The organism is Natrarchaeobius versutus (assembly GCF_041205745.1).
Lineage (GTDB): Archaea > Halobacteriota > Halobacteria > Halobacteriales > Natrialbaceae > Natrarchaeobius > Natrarchaeobius versutus.
This window is the reverse complement of sequence record NZ_JBGFCC010000005.1, coordinates 263,975-290,476: the sequence shown is the minus strand read 5'-3', so window position 1 is coordinate 290,476 and position 26,502 is coordinate 263,975. Positions and strand designations below refer to the sequence as shown.

The 26,502-nt window shown below is 65.4% G+C and carries 24 protein-coding genes; 12 read left to right on the top strand and 12 right to left on the bottom strand.

Going from position 1 to position 26,502, the window contains the following annotated elements:
• Window positions 1-232: 232 nt before the first annotated feature.
• Window positions 233-406, top strand: a complete 174-nt coding sequence (locus AB7C87_RS13465) for a DUF7331 family protein (RefSeq protein WP_369729989.1) — start codon at window positions 233-235, stop codon at window positions 404-406.
• Window positions 407-747: 341 nt separating this feature from the next.
• Window positions 748-915: a hypothetical protein gene (locus tag AB7C87_RS13460; RefSeq protein WP_369729988.1), complete on the top strand. Its 168-nt coding sequence runs from the start codon at window positions 748-750 to the stop codon at window positions 913-915.
• Window positions 916-1,082: 167 nt separating this feature from the next.
• On the opposite strand, the gene AB7C87_RS13455 is transcribed toward AB7C87_RS13460, so the two are convergent.
• Window positions 1,083-3,614 carry a S8 family serine peptidase gene (locus AB7C87_RS13455; RefSeq protein ID WP_369729987.1) on the bottom strand — a complete coding sequence of 844 codons (2,532 nt, stop codon included), beginning with the start codon at window positions 3,612-3,614 and terminating at the stop codon, window positions 1,083-1,085.
• Window positions 3,615-3,875: 261 nt separating this feature from the next.
• On the opposite strand from AB7C87_RS13455, the gene AB7C87_RS13450 reads away from it, so the two are divergent.
• Together AB7C87_RS13450 and AB7C87_RS13445 are read left to right on the top strand one after the other, a co-directional pair.
• Window positions 3,876-6,392 (top strand): bacterio-opsin activator domain-containing protein, encoded by a 2,517-nt coding sequence (locus tag AB7C87_RS13450; protein ID WP_369729986.1) that lies wholly within the window; start codon window positions 3,876-3,878, stop codon window positions 6,390-6,392.
• Window positions 6,393-6,607: 215 nt separating this feature from the next.
• A complete protein-coding gene (locus tag AB7C87_RS13445; RefSeq protein ID WP_369729985.1) occupies window positions 6,608-6,784 on the top strand; it encodes a hypothetical protein in 177 nt (58 codons plus the stop codon).
• Between the two features lie 66 nt (window positions 6,785-6,850).
• Here AB7C87_RS13445 and AB7C87_RS13440 read toward each other — a convergent pair whose 3' ends face one another.
• Window positions 6,851-7,936 (bottom strand): DUF4352 domain-containing protein, encoded by a 1,086-nt coding sequence (locus tag AB7C87_RS13440; RefSeq protein WP_369729984.1) that lies wholly within the window; start codon window positions 7,934-7,936, stop codon window positions 6,851-6,853.
• 158 nt (window positions 7,937-8,094) lie between these two features.
• Here AB7C87_RS13440 and AB7C87_RS13435 point away from each other — a divergent pair, with 158 nt between their 5' ends.
• The 5 genes from AB7C87_RS13435 (at window position 8,095) to AB7C87_RS13420 (ending at window position 14,366) form a co-directional block, all read left to right on the top strand.
• Window positions 8,095-8,775 carry a hypothetical protein gene (locus AB7C87_RS13435; protein ID WP_369729983.1) on the top strand — a complete coding sequence of 227 codons (681 nt, stop codon included), beginning with the start codon at window positions 8,095-8,097 and terminating at the stop codon, window positions 8,773-8,775.
• A 195-nt stretch (window positions 8,776-8,970) separates the two neighbouring features.
• Window positions 8,971-9,090 (top strand): DUF7564 family protein, encoded by a 120-nt coding sequence (locus AB7C87_RS24260; protein ID WP_502260430.1) that lies wholly within the window; start codon window positions 8,971-8,973, stop codon window positions 9,088-9,090.
• Between the two features lie 274 nt (window positions 9,091-9,364).
• Window positions 9,365-11,215, top strand: coding sequence for a hypothetical protein (locus tag AB7C87_RS13430; protein ID WP_369729982.1), 1,851 nt, complete (start codon window positions 9,365-9,367; stop codon window positions 11,213-11,215).
• A 295-nt stretch (window positions 11,216-11,510) separates the two neighbouring features.
• Window positions 11,511-13,403 carry a hypothetical protein gene (locus tag AB7C87_RS13425; protein WP_369729981.1) on the top strand — a complete coding sequence of 631 codons (1,893 nt, stop codon included), beginning with the start codon at window positions 11,511-11,513 and terminating at the stop codon, window positions 13,401-13,403.
• A gap of 264 nt (window positions 13,404-13,667) precedes the next feature.
• Window positions 13,668-14,366 (top strand): DUF8159 domain-containing protein, encoded by a 699-nt coding sequence (locus AB7C87_RS13420; protein ID WP_369729980.1) that lies wholly within the window; start codon window positions 13,668-13,670, stop codon window positions 14,364-14,366.
• A gap of 214 nt (window positions 14,367-14,580) precedes the next feature.
• Here the strand turns inward: AB7C87_RS13420 and AB7C87_RS13415 are convergent, their stop codons facing one another.
• From AB7C87_RS13415 to AB7C87_RS13400, 4 genes are all read right to left on the bottom strand, one after another.
• Window positions 14,581-14,886 (bottom strand): HalOD1 output domain-containing protein, encoded by a 306-nt coding sequence (locus AB7C87_RS13415; RefSeq protein WP_369729979.1) that lies wholly within the window; start codon window positions 14,884-14,886, stop codon window positions 14,581-14,583.
• A 195-nt stretch (window positions 14,887-15,081) separates the two neighbouring features.
• On the bottom strand, window positions 15,082-15,741 hold the full coding sequence (locus tag AB7C87_RS13410) for a helix-turn-helix domain-containing protein (protein WP_369729978.1): 660 nt from the start codon (window positions 15,739-15,741) through the stop codon (window positions 15,082-15,084).
• 126 nt (window positions 15,742-15,867) lie between these two features.
• Window positions 15,868-17,859 (bottom strand): AMP-dependent synthetase/ligase, encoded by a 1,992-nt coding sequence (locus AB7C87_RS13405; protein WP_369729977.1) that lies wholly within the window; start codon window positions 17,857-17,859, stop codon window positions 15,868-15,870.
• A gap of 323 nt (window positions 17,860-18,182) precedes the next feature.
• A complete protein-coding gene (locus AB7C87_RS13400) occupies window positions 18,183-19,103 on the bottom strand; it encodes an MBL fold metallo-hydrolase (RefSeq protein WP_369729976.1) in 921 nt (306 codons plus the stop codon).
• 310 nt (window positions 19,104-19,413) lie between these two features.
• Between AB7C87_RS13400 and AB7C87_RS13395 the strand changes: the two genes are divergently transcribed.
• Window positions 19,414-20,598 carry a sensor histidine kinase gene (locus AB7C87_RS13395; protein ID WP_369729975.1) on the top strand — a complete coding sequence of 395 codons (1,185 nt, stop codon included), beginning with the start codon at window positions 19,414-19,416 and terminating at the stop codon, window positions 20,596-20,598.
• 49 nt (window positions 20,599-20,647) lie between these two features.
• Here AB7C87_RS13395 and AB7C87_RS13390 read toward each other — a convergent pair whose 3' ends face one another.
• Both AB7C87_RS13390 and AB7C87_RS13385 read right to left on the bottom strand, forming a co-directional pair.
• Window positions 20,648-21,739 (bottom strand): methyltransferase domain-containing protein, encoded by a 1,092-nt coding sequence (locus AB7C87_RS13390; protein ID WP_369729974.1) that lies wholly within the window; start codon window positions 21,737-21,739, stop codon window positions 20,648-20,650.
• 374 nt (window positions 21,740-22,113) lie between these two features.
• Window positions 22,114-23,022, bottom strand: coding sequence for a cation diffusion facilitator family transporter (locus AB7C87_RS13385; protein ID WP_369729973.1), 909 nt, complete (start codon window positions 23,020-23,022; stop codon window positions 22,114-22,116).
• A gap of 255 nt (window positions 23,023-23,277) precedes the next feature.
• Here AB7C87_RS13385 and AB7C87_RS13380 point away from each other — a divergent pair, with 255 nt between their 5' ends.
• Complete coding sequence (locus tag AB7C87_RS13380) at window positions 23,278-23,706, top strand: fluoride efflux transporter FluC (protein ID WP_369729972.1); 429 nt, start codon at window positions 23,278-23,280, stop codon at window positions 23,704-23,706.
• A 38-nt stretch (window positions 23,707-23,744) separates the two neighbouring features.
• Window positions 23,745-24,137, top strand: a complete 393-nt coding sequence (locus AB7C87_RS13375; protein ID WP_369730072.1) for a fluoride efflux transporter FluC — start codon at window positions 23,745-23,747, stop codon at window positions 24,135-24,137.
• A 71-nt stretch (window positions 24,138-24,208) separates the two neighbouring features.
• Here the strand turns inward: AB7C87_RS13375 and AB7C87_RS13370 are convergent, their stop codons facing one another.
• From AB7C87_RS13370 to AB7C87_RS13355, 4 genes are all read right to left on the bottom strand, one after another.
• On the bottom strand, window positions 24,209-24,682 hold the full coding sequence (locus AB7C87_RS13370; RefSeq protein WP_369729971.1) for a hypothetical protein: 474 nt from the start codon (window positions 24,680-24,682) through the stop codon (window positions 24,209-24,211).
• A 23-nt stretch (window positions 24,683-24,705) separates the two neighbouring features.
• Complete coding sequence (locus AB7C87_RS13365) at window positions 24,706-25,152, bottom strand: universal stress protein (protein WP_369729970.1); 447 nt, start codon at window positions 25,150-25,152, stop codon at window positions 24,706-24,708.
• 62 nt (window positions 25,153-25,214) lie between these two features.
• A complete protein-coding gene (gene mgtE, locus AB7C87_RS13360; RefSeq protein WP_369729969.1) occupies window positions 25,215-26,246 on the bottom strand; it encodes a magnesium transporter in 1,032 nt (343 codons plus the stop codon).
• On the bottom strand, window positions 26,233-26,400 hold the full coding sequence (locus tag AB7C87_RS13355; RefSeq protein ID WP_369729968.1) for a hypothetical protein: 168 nt from the start codon (window positions 26,398-26,400) through the stop codon (window positions 26,233-26,235). Before AB7C87_RS13355 ends, mgtE begins: the two co-directional genes overlap by 14 nt.
• Window positions 26,401-26,502 lie beyond the last annotated feature (102 nt).

Here is a 26,502-nt window from a genome sequence, read left to right as displayed (position 1 = left end):
TGATAGCGGAGAGTCGCCGCGAGGTCGATTACGGGTAAGGGTGGCGACGACGTACTCGGGGTTGGGATGGAAACAACGTACTCGGGGTTGGGGTGGCGACGACGTACGTCGGTCGGGACGAGCGAGGTGACTCGGCACACGATGGATGCGTTCGGCTACCCTACGAGTGGATATGGCGTAGACGTGATCCCGGTTGGGGAACGCCGCCGGAGATCATCGGACGCCCGCAACCATGCCAGCACACGATGCACCACCTGATTCGCGTTCGGACCCGGACGCGCCGACCGTTCCGTCGACCATCGTCGCCCGCATCGAGGGCGACGGCCGAGTGACGATCTACGACGAGGAGACGCAGGCGGCCTGGATCAGTTCGACGTACGCAGTTTCGCTCCGGAACGCGCCGTGAATCCGTCGATGGTACACGGCGAGGGTGGGCCGGGACGAACGTTCGCTTCCCTTCCCGAGGCGCATCGCTGTTTCGACCGGGGTTTACGTACGACGCTCCCTTTCCATCGACGGTCGGTGGGGCCGGACAACCCCACCGTCGGCGTGACGATTCGTCGGAACGGTCCGCTGTCTCGGTCTCCCGGCACACCCGCGATACCGCCGGGACGCCGGAACCGACGGAGACGCCGACCGGTCCGACGCCACGGCGAAAACGGCGCTCACGGACGGTCGGTAGATCGCCGATCGAATCGAAACGGACGGTGAACACCGACGAGTAAACGACGGACGACTGGCCGACGCATGACGACACACATCAAACTTCACGGGACGAAAGCCGAACGGTTCGAGGAGGTTAAACTCGAGTTGAGCGAGCGGATGGGCTACGAGCTGAGCAATCCGGAGGTCCTCGGACTGCTGATGGCGGGGATCGACGCCGATGGAACGCTCCTCGAGTACGAGGGGCGGTGACCGATCCGATATCCGGTCGCTCGCCGCCGGAGCTCGAGCCGTCGGTTTCCGCTCCCGAACGGACTGGCGCACGCCTCGTCGCCGACGGGTAGCCACATCGTTTTCTCGCCGACGGTTACTCGCCGGTTTCGTCGCCGAAGATCACCGCATCGTTTTCCTGCCGACGGTTACTCGCCTGGATCGTCGAAGGTCACCCGCGTCGTCTCCTCGCTCGTCTGTTCGAAGTAGTCGGTTGCCCGAATCGTGACGTCGTAGGCCGTCTCGTCCTCGACCTCGTCCGCTGTACGGAGTGAGTCCGATCCCGTGGCCTCCTCACCGCTGGCCATCGAACTCGTGGCGTCGACGACCTCGGAGTCGTCGGCGGGACACAACTCGAGTTCGACTCCGTCCAGTTCGCCGCCCTCGTCGGAGACCGCCCATTCGACGACCGCCTCGGGGGTCCCGAGGAAATCGTCTTCTGAAACCTCGAACCGATCGATACTCGGCGCGGGAGAGCGCTCGTCGAGCGAGAGCTGTTCGGTCTCCTCGGTGACGTTCCCCTCCGCGTCGGTGACCGCGATCGTCACCTCGTACTCCTCGCCCGCCCCCTCGAGTCGATCGCTGTTTCTGAGGGTGTGGATGCCGCTTTCCTCGCCTCCCTCGAGTTCGGACGCGACGCGGTGGAGTCGCTCGTCGCCGTCCGCATAGCGCAGCTCCGTCTCCACGAGTTCGAGCGCCCCGTCGCGATCCGAGACGCTCCAGCGGACGCGACACCGAACGAACTGTCCGGTGCTGTCGTCTTCGAGGTCGAACCGCTCGATCGAGGGCAGACCCGGCTCCGGATCGGTCTCGACTGCGAGTGGATCTCCGACGGCGCGATCGCCGCTTTCGTCCTCGGCGACCGCCTCGACCTCGTATTCGGTTCCGGGCTCGAGACCCGTGATCTCCGCCTCGAACGGACCGATCGACTCGAGAGATTGGGGCTCCGTTCGCTCCCAGTCGTCGTCCGGGTCGCGCCGGACTCGGCAGAACGCGTCGACGGCGTCTGCGTCGCCCACTCCCGCGAGTTCGCCGGCGACTTCGATCGTCCGGTGGTCGATCGCGTCGACCGCCTCGGTGTCGACGGCGAGGTCGGCGAGCCCCGTCTCGAACGTCACGACGTTCGCCGCCGATTCCTCGCCGTCGTCGAGCACCGCCCGGACGTCGTACGCGGTGTCGGGTGCCAACCCGTCGACGGTCGTCGCGAACTCGCCTGCCCCCTCGAGGGACTCGCGGTCGGTTTCGACCCACTCGCCGCCGTCCGATTCGCGCCACTGGAAGCCGACGGAAACCGACCCGTCCTCGATCGTGCCGAGCGAGCCGTTGAGCGTCGCGGTCGTCGCCCTGACATCGGTCACGTCCTCGGTGACGACGGGGTCGAGTTCCTCGAGCGCGTCGAAGGCGTTGAGGAGTCCGTACCCCTGTTCGTCGTCGTCGTAGCCGAGGTCCTCTGCGGTCGCTCTCAGGTGTCCGCGGACGCCGCCGGGATCGTCGACGTCCGCCGTGTCTTCGGCGTTCGGGAGCCCTCGACTCATCAACTGAGCGCCGATGGCCGCGACGTGGGGGGTCGACATCGACGTCCCGCTGAGGGAGACGTACTCGTCGTCGGGTTTTGTCGACAGCACGTCCTCGCCGGGAGCGACGAGTTCGACGCCGTCGCCGCGTGCCGACCACTCCGGTACCTCGTCGCGATCGTCGGTCGCCCCGACGGCGATACACTCGTCGTAGCCGGCGGGGTAGTCGATACCGCCGAGTTCGCCGTCGTTGCCCGCCGCCGCGACGACGAGCACCCCTCGTTCGTAGGCGTAGGCCACCGCATCCTCGAGCACCTTGGCCTCGTCGCTCCCACCGAGGCTCAGATTGACGACGTCGACGTCGTTGTCCGCACACCACTCGATGGCGGCGGCGATGTCGGAGTCGTAACCCGAGCCGTCGCCCGCGAGCACCTTGAGTGCGTAGATGTCCGCTCCGGGGTAGGCGCCGACGACGCCGGCGCCGTTGTCGAGTGCGCCGACGGTGCCCGCACAGTGGGTGCCGTGGCCGGTTTCGTCGTCCCAATCGGCCGTACAGGAGAGCGACTCGCAGTCGGTGAACGCCTCGCCGTCGGCCACCTCGAGGCTCTCGTGGTCGGGATCGACGCCGGAGTCGAGGACGGCGACCGACGCGGCGTTCGTCTCGGCGCTGCCGTGGAACTCGGTGGCGCCGATCCGTTCGATCCCCCACGGCGAGTGTTGTCCGTCGGTCAGATCGACCGCTTCCGTGGTGGCCGTGCGAACCGACGGTCGTCGCAGGTGATCGCGTTCGACGTACCTGACGTCCGATCGGTCCGCGAGTTCCCGCCGGGTTTCGTCGTCGAACGCCCCGACGACGACTCGGCCGCCCGAGGCGAGGTCGAGCGATCGGTGCAACCGACGTCCGTCGGTGACGACGCTCGCGGTCGACGTCCCCGGCTCGAGACCGACGACGTACCGCTCGAGTCGTTCCTCCCCGTCCGAGTCGGGGTCGTTCGCGGCGTCCGGACCGTCGGCCGACCGTCCCTCGTCTCCGGCGGCGGTGGTCGCGGCGAGCGCACCGGCGAGTCCGCCGCCGATCGTTCCGAGGAGTCCGCGCCTCGAGAGGCGGTCGCGGTCGATTGTCGTCGACGGTTCGTCGATCGGGGAGGAACTTCCCTGTTCGGTCATAACGTTCTTCCACTGGGCCTCGTGGAGAGATCGCTAAAGTCGTTCGCGCTCCGTGAATAGCCCGTCCGATCGGGTCGGTACGATAGGAATAGGGTCGGATACGATCGCCCCCCAAGCGGACGCCGACGTACGTCGGTCGAGCGTGGCGACGACCGTCGGCCCACGGGGCCGAGGCCGGTGACGTCCGTTGGCTTCGTCTTTCTCCGTTCGAGGACCCTCTTTCGAGGAGTGTCGCGGATCTCCGAACCGAGGTGAACACAGATGAGTCGAACGACGCCGACGCGGGATTGGTGGGGGCCGGACGCGGCGATTCGACTCCTGTTCGTCGACCCGGACGGGGAGTCGACCGACGACGTCAGAGCCGTCTTCGAAGACGAATACGGGATCGACGTCACCGTCGCGTCCCGTTCCGAGGACGTCTTTCGCTCGCTCGAGACGGTCGACTGCGTCGTCGCGGCGGTGCGCCCGGGTGAACGTGGGGACCTCGAACTCCTGCGAGCGGTACACGAGTCCCACCCGCAACTCCCCTACGTCGTCTTCTCCGAGGAACGAATCGACGACGTCGTTGGCGACGCCCTCGCCGGCGGCGCGACCGATTACCTGCGGGCGGATCGAACTCCCACGTCCTACCGTCGGATCGCCGCGACGATCACGGCGTGGGTCGCGTCGAAAGACGCGGACGGGGAGCGGGCGGGGCCGCCCGTCGACGTCACGGACGGCACGTGTTTGCTCGACCAGGCATTGTCGTTCGTCGCCGTCGGCGCGAGTTTCGCCCGGTTGACCGGATACGAGCGGGCGGAACTCGTCGGCACATCCTGGACCGCGGTGTTCGCGGACGAGGAGACGCCACGACTCGAGCACACCGCGGAGGGCCTTCGCTCCCGTGAGAGCGCGATCGAGGAGGCGACCGTCCGTCGACGCGACGGGGAGACGATCCCAGCGCTCGTTCGACTCGCCCGAACGGGGCCGGATCGAGTCGTCTGTACGGTCTTCGAACTCGCCGATCGGGCGGAACGAGCCGCCGCGTCGGCCGACACCGGATCGGAAACCCTGGGTGTCGAGCGTCGAATTCGGGAACTCCAGGGGCTTACAGAAACGGGGGCGGAACCGACGACGAGCGAGGACGTCTGCGACGCCGTCGTCGACGCGGTCGGCAACGACCGCGAACTCGTCGGCGCGAGCGTCTACCTCTACGACGACGCGGACGACCTGCTCCGTCGCCGGTCGGCCTCGTCGTCGCTCGAGGTCGGGAACGAGACGCTGGCGTACGACGAGGAATCGACGCCGGCCTGGCTCGCACTGATCGAACGGGAATCCGTTCTCGTTGCCGATCTCCTCCCACGCCCCGCCGGTCCGGTGGAGGATCCGAGGCGGGCGCGGGGGATCGTCGTCCCAGTCGGGTCCCACGGCATCCTCGCCGCCGGAGCGGCGCGTGGCGACGAGTTGGCACCGCTCGATCACGCGCTGATCCGCCTCGCCGGCGCGATCGGTGGCGCGTTACTCGACCGCCTCGAGGACCAACACCGCCTCGAGGCGTGTCGAAGGCGAGTCGAGGACGCCGCGTCGACGACGGATCGACTCGCCGACACGGTCGACCTCGTCCGTCGCGTCGCCCGCGTAATCGGAACCGCCTGGACGCGAGACGAACTCGAGGGTCGTCTCTGCGAGGCGATCGCGGCGACCGACCGCTACGCGCTCGTCAGGATCGCAGACGTCGACGAGGTGAGCGAGGAGGTCCGGGATCGAGCCTGGGCGGGGTCCGAGAAGCGCTACCTCGAGGCCCTCGAGACGGACGCCAACGCCCTCCTCGCGGATGGCGAGCCGATGGCCCGCACGATCGAACGTCTCGACGTACAGTCAGTTCGCCGGCTAACCGGCGAGGCCACCGACGCGTCCTGGCGACGGGACGCGATCGCGCGAGGATATCGCTCCGTCGTCGCGGTTCCGCTCGTCTTTCGAGAGCGGGCCTACGGCGGGCTGGCGGTCTACAGCGATCGACCGGACGCCTTCGACGACGACGAACGCGAACTCCTCGGAGACGTCGGCGAGTGGGTGGGGACCGCGATCCGCGCACTCGAGACGAAATCCGCGCTCCTCGACCGCGACGGGATCGACCTCGAGTTTCGCGTCCGCGATCCCGGGATCCAGTTTCTCGAGTGGGCCCAGGAGACGGGGTGTACGGTCGAGTTCGAAGCCGTCGTCGCGCGCCCGGACGGCTCGATTCGTGGCTTCTTTACGATCGAGGGCGCCTCCGCCGAGACGATCCTCGAGTTGGCGAACCGATCGCCGGCGGTGGCCGACACTCGCCTCGTCTCCGAACGCGACGACCGGCGGCTGTTCGAGTGTACGCTCACCGAAGACAGCGTCGTCGCCCACCTGCTCGAGTACGGCGCTGTGGTACGGACGATCGACGCGACCGAGGCCGCCGGCCGCCTCGTCGTCACCATCCCCGAGGACACGAGCGTCCGCGAGTTCGTCGACGTCGTTTCTCGGCTCTACCCGGATTCGACGCTGGTCCGCCGACAGGACCGCGAGTACGTCGCGTACACGGAGTACGGCTTTCTCGACGACCTCGAGGACCAACTGACCGACAGACAGCTCGAGGCACTCGAGACGGCGTTCGCGAGCGGCTACTTCGATATCCCACGCGAGACCACCGGCGACGCCGTCGCCGAGATACTCGGGATCAGCCAGCCGACGTTCAACCACCACCTGCGAGTCGCCCAGCGGAAACTGCTGGCGATGGTTCTTGGCGACGAATCGGACGGCCTTGAGTGACACGGCAGGCGTGACGGATCGGGAAGTAACACGGCAAGTGTGACGGATCGGGAGCGACCGACGCGGGCGCGGGTCGGCACCCACCGATGGACCTCGGTTCAACCGGATCCAACTACATAGGCGGATAACTCTCGACAACCGGTAGCGTTCCTCCACTCGGGCGAGTCGGACGTCGTCGGTCGTTCGCCGATCGGCGATCGTACGCCCTGATATCAATGACATCACACATCAAACTATACGGATCCAAGAGCGACCGATTCGAGGAGATCAAACACAGTATGGAACAGCAACTCGGCTACGAGCCCTCGAACCCCGAAGTCGTCGGGCTCATCATGGCCGCCTACGAGACGGAGGAGACGAACGCGCTTCGCGTCGACAATGCGCTCCGGTGATCGCGTCGGCGAGCATCGAACCACCCGAAACGGGCGCGACCACCGACCGATCGAGCGCTGTCCCGATCACCGAACCGTCCAGAACAGCCGACGATTTTCGTCCCACGCGTCGAGGTCGAACGCCCAGTACAGCGCACCGACGCCCTCTTCGACCTGGTACGCGACGCTCCCGTCGTACTCTTCGCCGTCGTCGACGACGGCCTCGTCGAACCCTTCGAGCGCCCGTAGCGCTCCCGGATCCTCCGGGTACCGACGCCCGAACTCGTCGGCGAGTTGCGCCTGATCCGTCGAAAGGGTACGTTCGCCGCCGCTTTCGTTCTCGAGAACGATTCCCAGCGCGACGAGATCGTACCCCTCCTCGGACTGCATGAACCCGCCGAGGTTGTTCCCCTGTTGGAGGCTCGCGACCGTGATTTCGACGTCCGCGGCCTCGACCTGGCTCCCGACGCCGGCGACGTCGGTTAACTCTTGCTCGAGAACCGTCGCCGAATCCTCGCCGACCGCCGACTCGAGGTCGACGAGTACGACGTCGTCTGCCACCGTCGACTCGAGCGAAAGCACCAACTCGTCCGCCGCGTCGTCGATCTCGAATCCGAGCTCCCCGCGGACGACCTCGCCGGGTGCGAGTCGTGCGACCGTCGGGTCGAACGACCACTCGTCGGACGCCTCGATCCGCTCGTACTCCTCGCCGTCGTCGTCCACCAGCGCGACCGCCAGCGACTCGTCGACGTCGACGACCGGTTCGTCGCCGTGGTACTGGACGGCAACGTCGACGACGGCGAACGCCGATCCGTCGCTCGCTTCGAGTACGTCGTCGGGCTCGAGCGAATCGTCGTCTATCCCGCTCGGACGGAACTCCTCGACGCGATCGAAATCGGCGACGACGGCGGCGAACTCGTCGATCTCGATGCGCTCTCCGATCTCCCGGTCGGCCGCTTCGCTCTCGTCATCCTCGGTCTCTTCGCGCTCTCCGTTCTCGCCGTTTTCGCCGCCCTCGCCGTTCGTTTCGTCTTCGTCGACGCTCGATTCGCCCTCGTCTGAGTCCTCCCGCGACGGGTCCTCGCGTTCCTCTTCCTCGCCGGAACAGCCGGCGAGGACGAGCGTCCCGCCAGCGAGAACGGCGAGATACGTTCGGCGGTCCACAGCGTCCATGGTCGAAAGCGGTCGCCACGGCTCAAGTACGGTGGGTGAACGGTGCCGGAAGAACGGGGAGAAACGCGTGCAAGCGGTGTCTCGCGTGGGGCGAAGGACCGCCCCGATCGTTCGACCAGTCTTCTTTTTTATCCGCGGCCTCTCGCAGGTGAGATCCGATGACAGAACGCTGTCCGTACTGCGGCGAGCCCGTCCCCGAGGCGGCGTACGACCGCCACATAGAGCGCGTACACCGCGACGAACTGGGTCGAATCGACCGGCGTCGGCTCGGAGTCGACACTGCCTCGAGCCGAGGAGTCGACACCGCCTCGAGCCGAGGAGCCGACGATACTGCGAACGGGCGAACGGTGCTCCTCTACGCGGGCGTCGTCGCGGTCCTCGTGGCACTCGCCCTCGGCTACGGGCTGGTGGTACTCGGAACGGACGAGACGCCAAGTTCCGCCGCCGTCGAACCCGACACGTCGGCTCCAACCCACGAACACGGGACGATCCACGTCGAGTACGACGGGACCGTCGTCGACTTCGACGACCCGAATTATCTCGAGCGTGACGGCTGTTTCCACTTCCACGCGTACGACAACGCCGACGTCTGGCACGTCCACTGTGAGGACGTGACGGTCGAGTACGCCCTCGAGACGCTCGGGATGGAGCTTTCGGAAGACAGATTCGCCGTCGGCGACGAGACGTTCTCGACCGATTCGGGGGATGAAATTTCGGTGACCGTCGACGGCGAGCCCGTCGACCCGACCGAGCACGTCCTCGAGGGCGTCGAATCCGTCGACGACGCGCGGGACGGAGCCGGCGACGACCTCGAGGTCGTCGTCGAATCCGGCGGGTGAGGTGGCCGCCGGGGGTCGGTATCGGTCCGATCGCGCCTCCGCCCGGGTGTCCGTCCCAGGGCCGAGGCGGCAATTCGGCGGAGAGTCGACTGACCGTCGTCCGACTCGATCGGCGAACGTCGTTCCCGGATCGACGCGTTCGGCCACCGGCTCTACAAGGGGTTTCGCCGGCTACCGGCACGTACGCACGAAACGATGTCATCCCACGCTAACGCACCGTGTATCGACTGCGGATCCGCCTACGAGCGGGGGGATCCGTACCACGGCTACTACTGTCCGAGCTGTCGGGAGACCCCCAGCGAGCGGCGCCGTTGACTGGCGAACGACATCACTGACCGGTGAACGACACCGCAGGTGGGTGGCCCTCGCCACGTTCGGCTGGGATTGTAACGGCTCCAGCCATCGCGAGTGGCCTCTTCTCTCCCGGTCGGAGGCCCCGATACCGGCCGGACCACCGGCGTTCGGGCCGATCCTTCCCGTCCCTTCGTCTCCCCCTTTTGAGCGTGAGCGGTGAACACCGGACAGTCTAGAGACCGGTCCGACCGACGATCGGGTGACCGGCGGATCGGCGACAGACGTACCGAGACCCATGATAGATCAACTTGGAGTCGTCGCGTTGGCCGCGTTGCTGATCGTCGGCGGCGTCGTCGCCGCGACCGGAGTCGTCACCGTCGGCGACGATCAGACCGTCGTCTACACGCTCGACGACGAGCGCTGTGACGTGACAGAACAGCTCGACGAGAACGTCGACGTCACGAGCGAACTCGACGAGAGCGAGAGCCAGAGCGAGAGCGAACGCGACCGATCGAACAACGACCACCGGGAGAACGAACGCGAACACGACAGGAGCGAGCGAGACAGTGAACGAGAGGGATCGTACGCACTCGACGAAAGCGAACGCGAGGCGAGTGCGAGCGACAGCGAACGAGCGGGCGAGTACGACCGCGACGGGAGCGAGTACGAGGTGAACGACCGCGACGAACACCGCGACGCCCACAGCGAGCGCGACGAGCGCGATCTCGCCGAGAGCGAGCGCGACCTTGCCGAACACGAGATCGACGATACGGACGTCGACCGCGAGGAAGCCGAACGCGAGGGCGAGTCCGCCGTCGACGAACACGAGGCGGCCGAATCGAGTTCGGACAGCACGCACAGCGAGTCCGACTCGAGCGCGAGCGACGGCGAGTCGGCCGAGAGCGAACGCGAGGGAAGCGAACGCGACCGCGAAACCGACGAGCGCGAGTCGACGACGGACGAACGTGAACGCGACTACAGCGAGCGCGCCGTCGACTACGACGACCTCGACCGAGAGACCAGCGAGCACGACGCGCAGTCGATCGAATCCGAGGACGGCGAGGAGAGTGTGGACGAACACGAGGTCGACGAGGCCGAATCCGACGAACACGACCGCGAGGAAACCGAACGCGAGAGCGACGAACGCGAGAGTGAACGCGACGCGGAGGCGACCGACGAACGCGAGACGACCGAGAGCGACGCCGCGTCGGATCGGATCGACGAGGACAGGTTCGATCGCGACGACGAGCGCCACGAGTCGAGCGAGGAGAGCGAGGAGGCCGAAACCGAAGCGGAACGCGAGACCGGCGAGTCCGAGCGTTCCGAAAGCGAGCACGAGGAGGGCGACCGCGAGGAGAGCGAGCGAGACCGAAGCGCGTTCTCGAGTGTGGCGTTTCTGAGCGAACAGTTCGAGTCGGCACTCGAGGAGAGCGAGCAGGCCCGACATGGCGCAGAGAGCGAGGTTGAGGATAGCGAGCGCGAGGCGAGCACGACCGACGATGAGCGCGCACACGACGAGAGCGAGCGCGACGAGAGCGAGCGGGAGTACGACGAGGCCGACAGCGACAGACAGGAGAGCACCCTCGAGACGGCCGACAGCGACGACGAGCGAGCCGAGAGTGATCGAAGCGAACGGGAGAACGACCGAGAACGCGCGGAGAGCGAACGCGACGGAAGCACGTACTCCGACGAGCGAACGGAGAGCGAACGCGACCGCGACGAACGGACGGCGTCCGAACTCGATACCGAGCGCGAACGCGATACGGGGACCGACCAACGAGAGGATATCGACACCGAGCGCGAGCGAGAAAGCGAGCACGACAGCGAGCGTGACGCGAGCGAGCGCGACCGAAGCGAGCGCGACGACGAGAGCGAGCGCGAACACGAGCGAGACGTCAGCGAACACGAACGCGGGCTCGAGACGCGCGACAGCGACCGGAGCGAGACGGATTCCGACAGCGAGCGCGACCGCTCCCAGAGCGAACGCGATCAGACCGAGCGCGAACAGACGACCGACTCCGACTGCGAGACGATCTCCGAGCGGTTGATCGTCACCGGCGACAGCGTCGAGGAACTCGAGCGCAAGGGGATCCTCGTCCAGAACGACGAGGGGAGCTTCGACGTCGACGTCAGCGAACTCGAGTGAGGACGGTTCGTGCTGTACTGTTTTTTGCCATCGAACGATAGTAGCCACTGCAGGTCTTGTACACCCGATCGCCAGACGGATCGGAATGGTGAGACGAGTTCTGCCGACGGCTTCAGCCGGATCGCGACGCCGGTTCCGCGAGAACGAATCCGACGGCGATCACGACGTGTCGTTCGTCGGTCGATCGGCCCGGGAGGACGCTATCGCTCCCGTATCTCCCCGAGGCTTCGTCTCCGGTTTTTGATGGACACACGCGGAGAGAACGGTGGCCTACGGAATAGGTTCCGAGAACAGCATGAGTCAGAAACTACTAGCGATCACACTGGTTGCCCTCCTGATGGTGTCGGGTGTGGCCGGCGTGAGCGGGCTCGCGGGTGCGAGTTCCGGTCAGGCCGCTACCATGCAGGTTGACGATCGGTGTGACGAAGGAGAGACCGTCGACGAAAGCACGGCTTCGACGGAAGACGAGGAGGAAAGCGAACAAGAAAGCAGTAGCGAGCGAGAGCGAACGAGTAGCGACGACCGCGAACACTCGAGCGACTCCGAAATAAGCGAAAGCGACACCGAGAGCGACTCCTCGAGCGTCCTCGACGAGAGCGACCGCGAGGAAAGTGAAAGCGACAGCGCGAGTGACAGCGACGCCGAACGCGACGAGAGTACGTTCGAGGAGAACGACCGCGACGAGCGATCCAGCTCCCAGACCGAACGCGACGTCAGCGACCTCGACGAGAGCGACCGCACCGAAAGCCAGAGCGAAGTCGACGACGCGGACGTACAGATCGACGAAGACGAAAGCGACGTCGACCGCTCGGTCAGCGAGAGCGACGAGAGCGAATCCAGCTCCGACAGCACGCACGACGAGGCCGACTCGAGTGCCAGCGAGAGCGACTCCGAGGAAAGCGGTGCGAGCACGTTCGAGCAGTCGAGCGACACTGAAGAGAGCGACGACACGTCCGAGGCGAGCGAGAGCGACTACAGCGAGCGCGACGTCGACTACGACGACTCCGACCTCGACGTGAGCGAGAGCGCCTCGAGTTCGGTCGACGTGAGCGAAAGCGAGAGCGACGAAGACGAAACCGACCTCGACGAGAGCGACACGACCGCGAGCGAACGCGACGTCAGCGAAACCGATCTCGACGAGGAAGAGAGCGACCACGACGAGAGCGAGAGCGAAGAGAGTGAGCTTTCCGAGAGCGAGAGCGACTCCGAAGTCGACGAACGCGACGAGAGCGACCGCGGAGAGAACGACCTCGATACGTTCGACCGAATCGACAGCGAGAGCGACTCCGAGGTCGACGAAAGCGAGGAGAGCGACCACGAAGTGAGCTCGAGCGACCGCGACGTGAGCGAGAGCGCCTTCGACGAATCCGAGCGCGACGCCAGCGAGAACACTCTCACCCAGAGCGACCGCTCGAGTTCCGAGAGTGACAGCGACCGCGCCGAGAGCGTCGATTCCGACTTCGACGCCTCACAGAGCGACCGCGGCGGATCCGAGAGCGAGGTCGACGAGAGCGAGGTCGACGAGAGCGAGTCGGCGAGCGATCTCTCCCAGAGCGACGCGGAGTTCGACGACCGCGAGAGCGACGCCAGCGAGTCCGAGAGCGAACAGACCGACAGCACGCTCGAGACGACCGACAGTGACGACGACCGTGAGAGCAGTCAGTTCGATGAAAGCGAAACCTCGAGCGACCGCACGGTCAGCGAGAACGACCAGAGCACCCAGACGAACGAAAGCGAGTTGACCGAGAGCGACCGCACGGAGAGCACCGACTCCGGACTCGACACGGAAAGCGAGAGCGACACCGGCGTCGACACCGTCGAGAACATGGACGTCGAAACCGAGTCGAGCAGTGACGAAGACAGCGACTCCTCGCTCACCGAGAGCGACCGATCCGAGAGCGTCGACGACAGCGAGAGCGAGAGTACCCTCGAGCAAAGCGACAGCGAAAGCGACAGCGACACGCGAGAGAGTACCCGAAGCGACTCCGACACCGACTCCGAGAGCGAGAGTTCACAGAGCATCGACGACGAGAGTAGCTTCGAGGAGTCCTACGACTCCAACTGCGGCCACGCCGACTCCGACGACGATGATGACGATGACGACGATGACGACGACGCGGAACCCGAGAGCGTCATCTCGAGTGTCGCCGCGGCGATCGACAACGCCGTCTCGCAGGTGCTCGGCTAGACGACCGACCACAGACCATCCCCGGATTTTTCGCGGTAACTATAGTAGCCACTGCAAGTCATTGCACACCTGATCGCCAGACGTGTCGGCGATCAGTGTGTAAATAGTTGCAGTTGTTACTATAAGTCGACCACCACAGCCACGAGGCGGTCGAAATTTTCGACCGGTACTCGAGACGGGCCGCCGCCGATTTTGCCCCGTATCTTCCCCGTTGACGGCGATCGTTCGTCGCCTCTTGACAACGATGTCTCTCCGAGAAAGGATATGAGACGCCGAATGTTCTTGACCGCCGTCGGCGGTGTGATCGTCGCGGGTTGTGCCGGATCCGGTTCCGACGCGGGCGGTACGGAGGAGGAAGCTGACACCGACGAGGGGACGACCGAGTCGGACGAGGATGGCGAACTCGAGGAGCGATCCGCCGACGAGCGCGACGACGAACTCGTCGACTGGCTCGTATCCGAACTCGAGGACGCCGGGTTCGACCGCGTGGCCGTCGACCGCAACGACGATGGACTCGAACTCGGATACGACGCGACCGGGGCGGGCGAGGACGACGTCGCCGCCGAGATCGAACTGATCGCGGATCGGTACACGACCGTGGTCGAAGACGGGCTGTCGGCCGCGTGGCTCGAGGCCATCGCCTACCACCCCGACGACGGCGAGGCTCTGGACTCGTTTACCATCGAAACGGAGTGGGTCGAGGCCTACCTCGAGGAATCGCTCGAGTGGCGCGAGTTGCTCGTCCGTATCGGGGAGACGTTCGTCTCGAACCAGGCCGATGACGAAGGGCAGGGAGACGATTCGACCGAAGGAGACGGCGACGAGGAGGATGGTGATGACGAAGACGGTGATAACGGGGACGAGCAACAGGAAGCCGGCGACGACGAGGGCGAACAGCAGGGGGACGATGATGGGCCAGACGAAGGGGAGGATCGAGACAGCGAGGATGGTACCGACGACTGACCGCGTGCCAGGCCGGGGCTCGGCGAAAAGATGCTTTCGGTGAGAACGCGTTTCCGACGACTCGTCCGAACTGCTGTCGGTCGATCAGTCACCGACCGGCCAGGGTTGACTGTTCCTTGGGACGGTAACCCGTTTCATACGGTTTGCTGTGCCGATGTCTCGGTGCAACTGTCCGAGTCGCGGTTGCGCCGGAAATGATTCCCAACAGACCGTCTCAGGCCTCCGTCTTTTCGCCCCGTTCTCGGAGTTCGACGTGTGTTCCATCGACGACGCGAACGACGAAGTCGTCCACCGGAAACCGAACCGTTCCGCGCCGAACCGTCGTGTTCGTATCGTCGAACAATCGATCGAGCGATTCCGGTGACAGGACGTCGAACAACGGGCGCATCTCGGTTGCATCGTCGCCGGACGCTTCCTCGAGCGCTCGGACGACGGCGATCGATGGCTGTTCGTGCTCTCCGACCGAGACGCGGACGACGACGTTTTCCGACCCGTCTCGTTCGCGTTCGTGTTCGTTCATTGGTGTCTCCGGGCGGACCCCCGTTGTGCGTACGTATCGGACCGAACCCCCTGAACCGACGCGTTAGTGAGTTTAGATGTTCAAGTGGGGGTCCCGTCTCTCGGCGCTCGAATCGGCACGATCGTTCCGGCGCTATCGGTCCGATTCCGGAGGATTCGGAACGCCCTCTCGGGATCGATATTCGACATAACGACGTTACTGTTCGCCCTCCCGTCGCATCAGCGTCTGCGAGAGGAGATTCGCCATTCCGCGTCGAAGCCGGCCGGTCACTGCCGCATCCGAGACGCCAAGTTCCGTTCCCAGATCGTCGAGCGTCGACCGTTTTGGATTCTCGAAAAATCCGGCCTCGAACGCGGTTACGAGCGTCTCGTGTTGCTTTTCGGTCAGGTCGTACTCCATACTCGGGTCGACCTCGAGTTCCGTCGAGAGGCGCTCGAGGTGGAGGTCGATGTCGTACTCCCGGACGAGTTCCTGGAATCGTTCGATCCGGTCTTGCTCACGAAAGCGGATCTCGAACGTCCACCGGTCGTCGGAGCCGACCGCCTCGATCAGCGTCGCCCTCGACTCCCGTATCGCACTCGCCAACCCTTCGACCGAATCGTTCCACCGGATCCGGTAGAGGACGCCGTCGTCGAATCGATCGATCTCGTCGATTTCGTCGATCGCCGGATCGGCGCGAATCTCGTCTTCGATCTCCGGATTCCCGCCGCCGTCCCAGACGAACACGAACGGCATCAGTCCGTGGTGGGTCGGGACGACGCTCTCGAACTCGATCACGAGGTCGTCGTGATCCTCGAGGACGGCACCGAACGAGAACTCCGTCGCCTGGATCGAGAACTCCGCGATAAACGTCATTCGGTCACAGTACGGAACCCTGAGAGATATATTACACGCTGGCGCTCACCGACCGAAATGTCGCCTCGACGGTTACTGCTCGTCGATGCCGCCTCGATAGTTAGCGATCGTCGATGTCGCCGATAGTCACTGTTCGTCGTACAGTCGTTCGACCCGATCGTCGAACCGGTCCATGATGACGCGGCGTTTCTTCTTCATCGTCGGCGTGAGCATGTCGTTTTCCTCGGTGAATTCCCGCGGGACGAGTTCGAACCGCTTGATCGTCTCGTGGCGTTCGAACTCCTCGTTGACGCGGTCGACTTCCTCGCCGACGTACTCGCGGACGCGTTCGTCGTCACAGAGCGCCGCCGGATCCTCGGGGAGGTCGACCCCCTCGCCTTCGGCCCACTCCCGAACGTGATCCGTGTTCGGGACGAGCAACGCGCCGACGAACTTCCGTTCGTCACCGACGACCATGCACTGCTCGACGACCTCGCTCGCGGCGAAGGCATCCTCGATCGGCCCCGGCGCGACGTTCTTGCCCGTCGAGAGGACGAGGATCTGTTTCGTCCGCTCGCGGAACTCGAGGTAGTCGTCGTCGCGGCGATGGACGACGTCGCCAGTGCGAAACCACTGGCCGTCGCCGGTTCGTTCGGCTACCTCTCCCCCGTCACTGGCGCGGATTCCGGACGTAAAGGCGCGGTCGGTCGCGGCGGGGTTGTTCCAGTAGCCGTCGGCGACGTTCGGGCCGCGGACGAGGAGTTCGCCGACCTCGCCGGGATCGTCGAACGCCGCCTGGTCGACGACGCTCTCGTCGATCTCGATCTCGACGCCTGGAAGCGGCGGCCCGATCGTCCCGATCTTGGGCTCCTCCGGCGGGTTGACCGAGACGACCGGTGCGGTCTCGGTCAGGCCGTACCCCTCGTAGATCGGCAGTCCCATGGCGTGGTAGAGCCGACAGAGTTCGGGCGAGAGGCTTCCACCGCCGCTGATCAGGAGTTCGATGTTTCCACCCAGCGTCTCGCGAACCGTCGAGAAGACCAGTCTGTCGGCGATCGACTGCTTGGCCGAGAGCACCGGACCGGGCGACTCCGCTCGCTGATACTCGACGCCGACACCCGTCGCCCACTCGAAGATCCGCTGTTTGACCGACGACTCGCTGGCCTGCTCGCGGATCGCGTCGTAGATTTTCTCGTAGACGCGGGGCACGCTCGTCGCCGTATTCGGCCCCACCGCTTCGAAGTCCTCCTGAAGCGTATCGGGATCTTCGGCGTAGGCGACGCAGGCACCGCTTGCAAAGAGCGTAAAGTGACCGGCAGTCCGCTCGAAGACGTGTGCCAGCGGCAGATACGAGACCGACCGGACGTCCTCGTCGATCGCGGGCAGGCCGTCGTCTTTGTCCGGACGCGGTCCGTACCGTTTGCGAATCTGGTTGACGTTCGACCGGAAGTTGCGATGGGTGAGCTTGACGCCCTTTGGCTGTCCCGTCGTCCCGCTCGTGTAGATCAAACTCGCCAGATCGTCCATCGCTGGCTCGTCGACCCACTCCTGATACGTCTCGAGGTCGATGGCTTCTTCGCCGCGTTCGTGGAGTTCGCCGAGGGTCACCACGTCCTCGCGGTCGTCGTACCCCTCGAGTTCGTCCATCGAGACGATGAACTCGAGGTCGAGATCGTCTTCGACCTCGAGGACCGTCTCGAGGAGCGCCTCGTTCTCGAGGACGACGCCGGAGGCGTCGGGGTCTGCGAGCAGGTATCGGACCTGATCGGGCGACGAGCCGGTGTAGACGGTCGTCACGACGCCGCCAGCACAGAGCAGGGCGAAATCACACTGTGCCCACTCCATTCTGGTGTCGGCGAAGAGGCCGACCCGGTCGCCGCCCTCGAGACCGAGGTCGCGAAACCCCGCCGCGAGCGTCCTGACGATCCCGCGCATTTCGGCGTAGGAGAGCGTCCGGAACGTCCCGGGCGTCGCGGCCGGAACGACGTCGTCGGTTAGTGACCGATCGTAGACGCCGCCCTTGTACCGCTGGGCCGGTCGGTTGGTGTGTCGGTCGGCGGCCTCCTCGAACATCCGCCCGAGCGTCGTCTCGCGGATCACCTCGTCGTCGTACTCGCGTTCTGCCTCCCGCCAGTCCATACCCGTATGTGAATGGGTCCCGTACGATAAAACGTGATGAAACTTGGAACCCAGTCAACGCCGTTTATTGCCCCGATCGAGAGATGGGTACCAATCCGACGAAGATAGGCAGAGATTACCGGGCGAAAACCGACGTTTCCAGACGTCGAATGGGCCGAATCGTCCGATCTCGACGCCACCAGTGACGTCGTTCACCCTCGATGTCACCACCCGACTCGGACGCACCGGCGACGTCATCACGCTCCGACCCGACTCGACACCGGGCCCATCGGCGAGGTCGTCGGCCTCGCCACTGGCGGCGTCGAGCCGTTCGGCTCGAGCGATCACTCCCGGTCGTCGAGGTAGCCGAGCACGCCGCGGGCGTTCATCGCCGCCTCGGCGCTGGCTTTACGTTCGGTCCAGACGTCGCCGAGGTCGGCCGACGACGCGAACCGTTCGATCACCGCCTCGTCGTCGCCGAGGTCGGCGCGAGCCGCCTCGACGTCGGCGACCCACTCCTCGAGGACGGTCGCGTACTCCGCCAAGGCGCACTCGAGGTCGTCGCCGACCTCGCGGGGACCGAAGTGGGTGTAACAGAGCACGTCGGGGTCGATCTCGGCGATCGTCTCGAGGTCGGCGAGACACTCCTCGAGGTCGAAGTCGGCGGGCGGAGAGGTCTCGACGATCCGCTCGCGCTCGGGAACCCAGAGACCCGCGGCGTCGCCGGTGAAGACGGCGTCGTTTTCGGGGTCTTCGAAGACGACCTGGTGGAAGGCGTGGCCGGGCGCCTCGTGGACGCGCAGTTCGTGGTCCCCGAGGTCGATCACGTCGCCGTCGTCGATTTCGACGATGCGATCCTCCGGGACCGGCTCGGGGTCGGTGTAGAACTCCCACTGGTCGCCGACGGCGGCTTTCGTCCCGGCGACCAGCGCCGAGGGATCGACGAGGTGACGGGCGCCCGTCGCCGGAACGTAGACGTCCGCATTCGGATACGTTCGTGCGAGAAAGCCCGCGCCACCGGCGTGGTCCAGATGGACGTGAGTCACCGCGATCACCGCCAGTTCGTCGCGAGCGATGCCGATCTCCGAGAGCGCTTCGAGGATGCGCTCGTGGTTGGTGCCGATGCCGGTCTCGATGACGGCGGGGCGGTCGTCGTCGAGGACGTAGACGGCGCCGTAGCCGTCGGTGTCGTACATCCCGGTATCGAGGTAGTAGAGGTCCGTACAGTCGCCGGTCGTAACCGCTCGGACGGAACCAGGCTCCATACCAGTAGGCCGTCGCCGAAGGGACTAAATCCTGACGTACGCATCGATCTTCCGGATCGACCGCCCGTCTCCGAGCGGCCGTGACGTACCGACCCGTCTCCGAACTGTCGTGACGTACCGACCCGTCTCTGAGCGGTCACGATTCACCGATTTTTCTTCGAGTGGGTACGGCGACCCCACTCGCGTTAGTCTGGTCGCCACGCATCGTCCCGTGTCAGCCTGTGACAAGTCGGTACAAACTTCACGTTTCGGTCTGTGAAGGGCGGTAGAAACGTCCGCTCCCTGTACCGTGCGGACCGCCATCCTCGAGATGACCGGAGAACCGTCGGCCCGCCGACCGATCGAACACGGCCTCCCGTACGCCGTTAGCGCAGTCGGTGGGCTCTCCGTTGCGGTCGTTCTGTCCTGGTTCGTCGCGTTTCGAACGACGCTCGACGCCGCCGTTACACTCGGCGCCGGTGCGATCGGGATCTGTGCTTTGTGGCTACTCTGGGGTGGATGGCGACTCGAGCGCGGCGCCGTCGGCCCAGGCCGATATCGGCGAATCGCCGGCTGGTGTTTCGCCGGCCTCGTCGGTTCGGCGCTCGTCGCCGGGTTCGCGGCCGTTCTCCTTTCGCCTCCCGGTTCCCTCCGGACACTCGCCTGGTTTCAGCTCGCGGCCACCGCTGGTGTGGCCGGCGGATTCACGGTCGCCATTCTCGAGGCCAGGGCGATCCGCCGCGAGGTCGATGCGGCCGCCACCGCCGCCCACGCCGACCGGCTCGAACACGAGCGCGAACTCCTCCGCTATCTGAACGATCTCCTGCGACACGAGGTGCTCAACAGCGTCCAGATCGTCCGCGGGCACGCGGCGATGCTCATCGACGACGGCCGAGACGACCGAACGCGAACGCGACTCGAGGCCATCAATCAGGAGAGCGACGCGCTCACGGCCGTCATCGAGGACGTTCGACTGTTGCTCGACGCCAACGAGTGTCCCGAGCGGACGTCGACGACCGATCTCGCGGAACTGCTCGAGCGAACGGTTTCGGCCGCTCGGGACCAGTACGCGGACGCCGAAATCGACGCGAGGCTCCCTGACTCCGCCGTCGTCGTCGGCAACGCCGGCATCGAACGGATTTTCGAAAACCTCCTCGAGAACGCGATCGTCCACAACGATTCGGGGACCCCTCACGTCGATCTGAGCGTCGAGACGTCGGCGGAGACGGTGGCCGTCGCCATCGCCGACGACGGCCCGGGTATCCCGGAACAGTGGCACGGGTCGCTGTTCGACCGAAAATCGAGAAATCACGGACTCGGCCTCTATCTCGTCCGAATCCTGGCGGACAGATACGGTGGTGCCGTCGAACTCGCTGACACCGGCCCACAGGGGACGACCGTGGTCGTCACGCTCTCACGCCCGCCGGATCACACCGACCGAACCAAGACCGCGGAAACCGGCGCCCCGTCTCGAGGAGCGGTCCAGCCGAGCGAACCGGCCCTCGATCGATCGTAACCCGATCTGACCCGTGATCGGCGGTTTCGCCGGCCATACCGTCGCTCGACTACTGTTTGCTGGCACGGAGCACTCTGGCGCGATACTCGAACAGCGATCGGTGGTCCTCGGGAATGTCCGCCTCCTCGGCGTACGGTTCGAGCGTTTGTCGGACGATCTCGACCGCTTCGAAGCCGGCGTCCCGAGCCAGCGCCTCGAGGTCGTCGCTGTCGTAGAACGAAAGCCGGGACGCGAGCGGTTCCGGAGCGGCGACCGTCCCCTCGAGTTCGGGATCGCTCCCCTCGAGGACGATTCGGCCGCCGGGTTCGAGCACGCGGTGGAGTTCCGAGAGGGCGGCCACGGGGTCCGGAAGGAGGCCGAGGACCTTCGCCATCGTCGCACAGGTAAACGTCTCGTCGTCGAAGGGGAGTGCCTCGGCGTCGGCCTCCTCGATCCGAAGTCGCCCTTCCTCGACCGCCTCGCGGTTGGTCCGCCGGGCGACGTCGACCATCTCCGCACTGTGGTCGATCGCGGCGGCCCGACAGCCGCTCTCGAGGGCCAACTCGAGGAACGCGCCGCCGCCACAGCCGACCTCGAGCAGGCGGTCCTCCGGCGTCAGCGAGAGCTCCTCGACGAGGAGGTGAAAGGCCGGATAGTGATACTGCGGTTCGCTGTAGGTCTCGCGGGCGTTCTCCCCGGCGGGGACCCGTGCCTGGCGGTCGGTCAGCCAGTCGCCGAACGCATCGGGCGCCGTCGACTCGAGCAACGGCGCGACGAGTTCGCCGGCACACCAGCCGACGAGGTCGGTCGGATCGTCGATCCCTCGCCCCCAGCCGCGGTGTTCGACCGTCACCCGCGTCCCGTCCTCGAGCGCTTCGAACGCGAGGGAGAGTTCGGTCGTCGCCGCCGGCTCCCAGGACGTCGGATGCCACTCGACGACGACGGCCTCGCCGGGCTCCCAAACGTCGACCCGGCCGACCTCGAAATCGTCCTCGACGATCCGTCCGTCCGGGCCCGCCTCGAGGTGCAGTCCCCGGCGGCGAAGGTCGGTCTCGAGTTCCTCGAGCGTCGTCTCGAAGACCTCTGCGGGCGTTCCGGGGGCGGTGAAACTCGTCGTGATCGTCGTCTCGACGTCGTTGCTCGCTCGTGATGGGTCGGTCATGTATCGGTTGTGTTGATGACTCGTTTCTCGGACGGGCCTACGGCGTATGCCAGACGCGTTGGTTTGGTACCATCGTTTGGGGCTGATACCGCCGTCGATCGACCACATTCACGCCCGTCCCGACGAATCAGCGCTTCTCTGCCGTCGTGCCTCTCTAGTTGTTATAAAATCAGGTGGTGTTATTAATTTTACCGGGGCGTCACGTCGATCTGTCCCTACTTTTCCTTGCAGAATTTCGTCCCGACGTCTCATACGGATTCCTGTGGCGATTTGCCGATGAGACCGCCGTCAGGGTCGCGGTCTGCCGGAAATGACCGACAGTAAACCGTACAGTCCACTCGGTAACGGACCTGGTCGAGGCCGACCGGTACTCGTTACCGTCCATCACTCTGATCTTTCCACTCGCCGATACCGGACGGATCGAGGTGGACGTGTGCATCTCCGACGTCCTCTACCGCCCGCAGCCGATCGACGAGATCGGACTCGATGTCGTGGGCCCGACGGAACGGCATGTCGCCGTCGACCTCGACGTGGACCTCGACCTCGAGGACGGTGCCGTCGTAGAAGACGGTCAGATCGTGGACGCCTTCGACGGCGGGGTGGTCCCGGAGCGTTTCCGTGATTTCGGTGCGCTGGTCGATGTCCGCGGCGGCGCCGGTGAGGTACTCGACGTTCTCGCGGCCGATCTCGACGCCCTGATAGACGACCAGGACGCTGACGAGTGCGCCGGCGAGGGGATCAAGCACCGGGTGGCCCAACAGGACGCCCACGACGCCGACGACCGCCGCGAACGAGGTGTAGATGTCGTTCAGACAGTCCGTCGCGAGCGCCTCGAGTGCGGTCGAGCCGATTTCGGTGTTGACCAGTTCCGTATAGCGGTAGACGAGGTACATGTCGGCGATCGCGAAGCCGAGCGCGCCGAGCAACAGCGGGCTAGCCGCGGGTGGATCCGGGAAGACGAGTCCCTGGACGGATTCGTAGAACAACAACAGCCCGAGTACCGCGATGACCGCACCGACGAACAGCGCCGTCAGCGGCTCGATTCGGTCGTGGCCGTGTGGGTGGGTGTCGTCCGGCTCCTCGAAGGAGCTTCGACCCCAGACGAGGACGACGATACTCGCGACGAGGTCGGCCACGGAGTGTGCCGCGTCCGCGACCAGGGCGACGCTTCCGAAGGCGAGTCCGACCGCTCCCTCGACGAGAATCTTCGCCGCGTTGCCGAGAACGTTCGCCCACGAGGCTCGAACGAATCCGCCCCTCCCGTCCGCGACGTCGTCGACCATGCCTCAGTTTAGAGTCAGTCTAAACTTGGGTCTTTTCCTTCGTCACGACGAATTCGGAACTCGGATCCGACCCGTTCGGTTCGCGTTCCGAAATCCTCATACCGCCTCCTCGAGAACCCCGCGGTATCCGGGCGATGGGGCCCGCCCGACCCAACTGCCGACTCCCTCGGTGGCGGCTCGTCGCCTCGACGCTCGCCGCGTCGACGGTTCCGGTCCGACCCCGCAGGCGGCTGACGGTCCCTGTGACCACCAGCCATGGCAGACGACCACCCCCTCGTTCGACTCGAGACGCTCGCACTGATCGCCATCGGCGGTTTCGCCGGCGCCAACCTCCGATTTTTCGCACTCGGCGTCTTTCCGGACGTCCTGGCCGTCTTGCTCGTCAACGTCCTCGGCAGTTTCGCGCTCGGATTCGTCGTCTACGAGGCCCAGTACACCGGCCTCGTCGACCGCAAATCGCGGATCGTCTTTACGACCGGATTTCTCTCCTCACTGACCACCTATAGCACGTTCGCGATCCAGACTGGGATCACCGCAGGCCCCGCGGAACCGCTCGTGCTCGTCGCCATCGTCGTGGGTAACTACGGACTCGGGTTCGCGGGTGTTCTCGCGAGCCGAGCGCTCGCACGCCGGGTAACCGGCGGCTCGACCACGACTGCGGACAGCGGGGGTGAGACGACGTGATCTTCGGTGGCGTTGTCGACGCGTTCGTCGCCGGCCTCGTGGCGATCCCGCTTCTCTCGGAGACCGTCACGTTCGATCCCGAACCCGCCCACGTCGTCGGCACCGGCGGCGCCATCGGCGCCGTGTTGCGCCACGGCGTCTATCTCCGCCTCTCGAGCGAGCGGTTCCCGTGGCCGACGCTCGCGGTGAACGTGATCGGCAGTTTCGTCTTCGCGCTGGCGATCTTCGCCGGCGCCGGCGAGTCGACGATTCAGTTGCTCGGGATCGGCGCCTGCGGCGCGTTCACGACGTTCTCCTCGTTTTCCGTCGAGACGGTCCAGCTGTACGAACGCGGCGACCGCCGGCTCGCGGTCGCGAACGCGGCGGGCAACCTCGCGCTTTCGCTCGCGGGAATCGGCGTCGCCTGGCTCGTCGTCGCCGCCACGTTTTGAGAGGTTCCCCGCTCGAGTGACGGGCGTTCGAGACGAATACTGACCGCTCGAGTGACGGGCGTTCGAGGTGGTTATCTGGCCGACCGATCGTCACACGTGAACTCGATCGCCTCGAGGCCGGACGGATCGCTCGGACACGGCGTGATCGATTGCTCGGTGATCTCGCCGTCCTCGTCGATCGTGATCCGCCGACAGAGTTCGCCGTCGTCGTGGACCGTCCCCCCGCTGATCTCCCAGCTTTCCCACTCCGATTCGCCGTCCAGCCGGGCCGATAGCCGATAACTCGGGACGTCGATCGGCCAGGTACAGCCGATCTGGACGGTTCCGGGTAGTGTCCCGTCTGCGGGTGGAATCGTCTCTGTCGCCCAGTGGACCAGCGTACCATCCGCGTCGACGAGGAGGTCGACGGCGCGTTCGTCGTTCGCTTCGTTCGCGAGCACCAGTTGGCGGAGGGAAAACGTCTGGTCGACGACCGAACACCCCGCGATTCCGGCGAGGGAACCAGTGCTGAGGAGGCCGAGGACCGAGCGGCGCGACACGTTCATTTTCACTGACTAGACGCCGCCGTCTAATTTCGGTATCGATCTCGCGGACGGACGACCGTCACCGGCGGGACCGACCGACGAACGACCGCCTCCGCGACGCTCCCCAGCAGATAGCGTGCGACTCCCTCGCGTCCGTGACTGCCGATGACGACGTGGTCGACGTCGTGTTCCTCGCTATAGTCGACGATCGCCCGCGTCGGGTCGCCGGCGACGAGTTCGGTTTCGACGTCCACACTCGCCGGGAGACGATCGGCCGCCGACTCGAGCACCGCCTCGCCTTTCTCCCGTTCGCTCGAGTACTCGTCGTCGTCCGTGTATCCGGGATACGCGCGTTGCCGGCTGTAGTCGGCCATCGGATTCACGACGTACAGAAGGGTCACCGTCGCGTCCGGGAACTGTTCGCGTGCGTGCTCGAGGGCCGCCTCTGCGGCTGCGGATCCATCGACGGGAACGAGAACGTTCCGACTCATACGAGGGAAATGACGGCCGGCGAGAAAAAAGTAGGTGGGGCTCGATTCGCGATCGCCCGCGCTCAGAGCAGTTCAGCCAGCAACACCGCCGCGAGGCCGAAGTAGATCAGTAGCGCGGTCACGTCCTTGACGGTCGTGATCAGCGGATCGGATGCGGCCGCGGGGTCGAAGCCGAGTTTGTTCATGATCCACGGGATGACGTAGCCGACGATCGAGGCGACGACGCAGACGGCGACGAGGCCGACGAAGACGACGATCGACAGTTCGGTCGCGTACGGCTCGTTTCTCTGCCAGACGTACGCCGCACCCGCGCCGATGCCGCCGATGATGAGCCCGATGATGAGCCCGATGAATCCCTCTCGAGCGAAGTGTTTCATCGCGTTTCGGTCGTCGATGTGTCCGAGCGCGAGGCCGCGAACGAAGATGGTCGACGCCTGCGTGCCGACGTTACCGCCCATGTCCATGATCACTGGGACGAAGAAGGCGAGCGCGACGACGCCTTCGAGCGTTTCCTCGTGGTAGTCGATGACGCCGCCGGCGAGCAACCCGCCCGCCAGCGCGACGATCAGCCACGGGAGCCGCAATCGGAGAATGCGTGGAATCGACGACTCGAGAATCGCCGAACTTCGGGACTGTTCGACGTCGGTGAACGAAAAGCCCGCGCTCTTCAAGATGTCCTCGGTCGCCTCCTCTTCGACGACCTCGAGCATGTCGTCGGTCCGCAAGACGCCGACGAGCACGCCGTCGTCGTCGACGACCGGGAGGGCCGAGAAGTCCCGACCGGCCATCTCGTCGGCCGCGTACTCGGGATCGGCGTCGGCGTCGAGCGTGAGGAGGTCGGTCACCATGTGATCTTCCACGACGTCGTCTTCGGGTGCGTTGAGCAGTTCCCGCAGGGACATGACGCCGACAAGTCGGTCGGAGTTGTCGACGACGTACAGATAGTAGACGGTCGTTTCGTCGCGTCTCGGTTCGAACGCGCGGAACTCGTCGATCGCCATTCCGACGAACGTATCCTGGGTGACCGCGACGTACTCGTCGTCGGTCACCTCGCCGACGCGATCCGCGTGGAACTCCTGTTCAGCAGCCCCCATACACCTCACCCCGGCTGTGGGACCGGATGACGCCTGCGAACTCGCCTTCGAGCAAGTCGAGAATCAGTTCCTCGAGACTGGGGCCGCGCTCGTAGCCTCCATCGGTGATCGTCGTATCGATACTGAGTCGATCGCTGTAATTACTATACAGCATGCACGTTCTCGTCATTAGGTTCCTCTAAAATCTGTTTTCCTTTGATACTAATAATGAGTTTTACTCGCACGTTAGCCGTACACACGATCGAATTAGACTCTT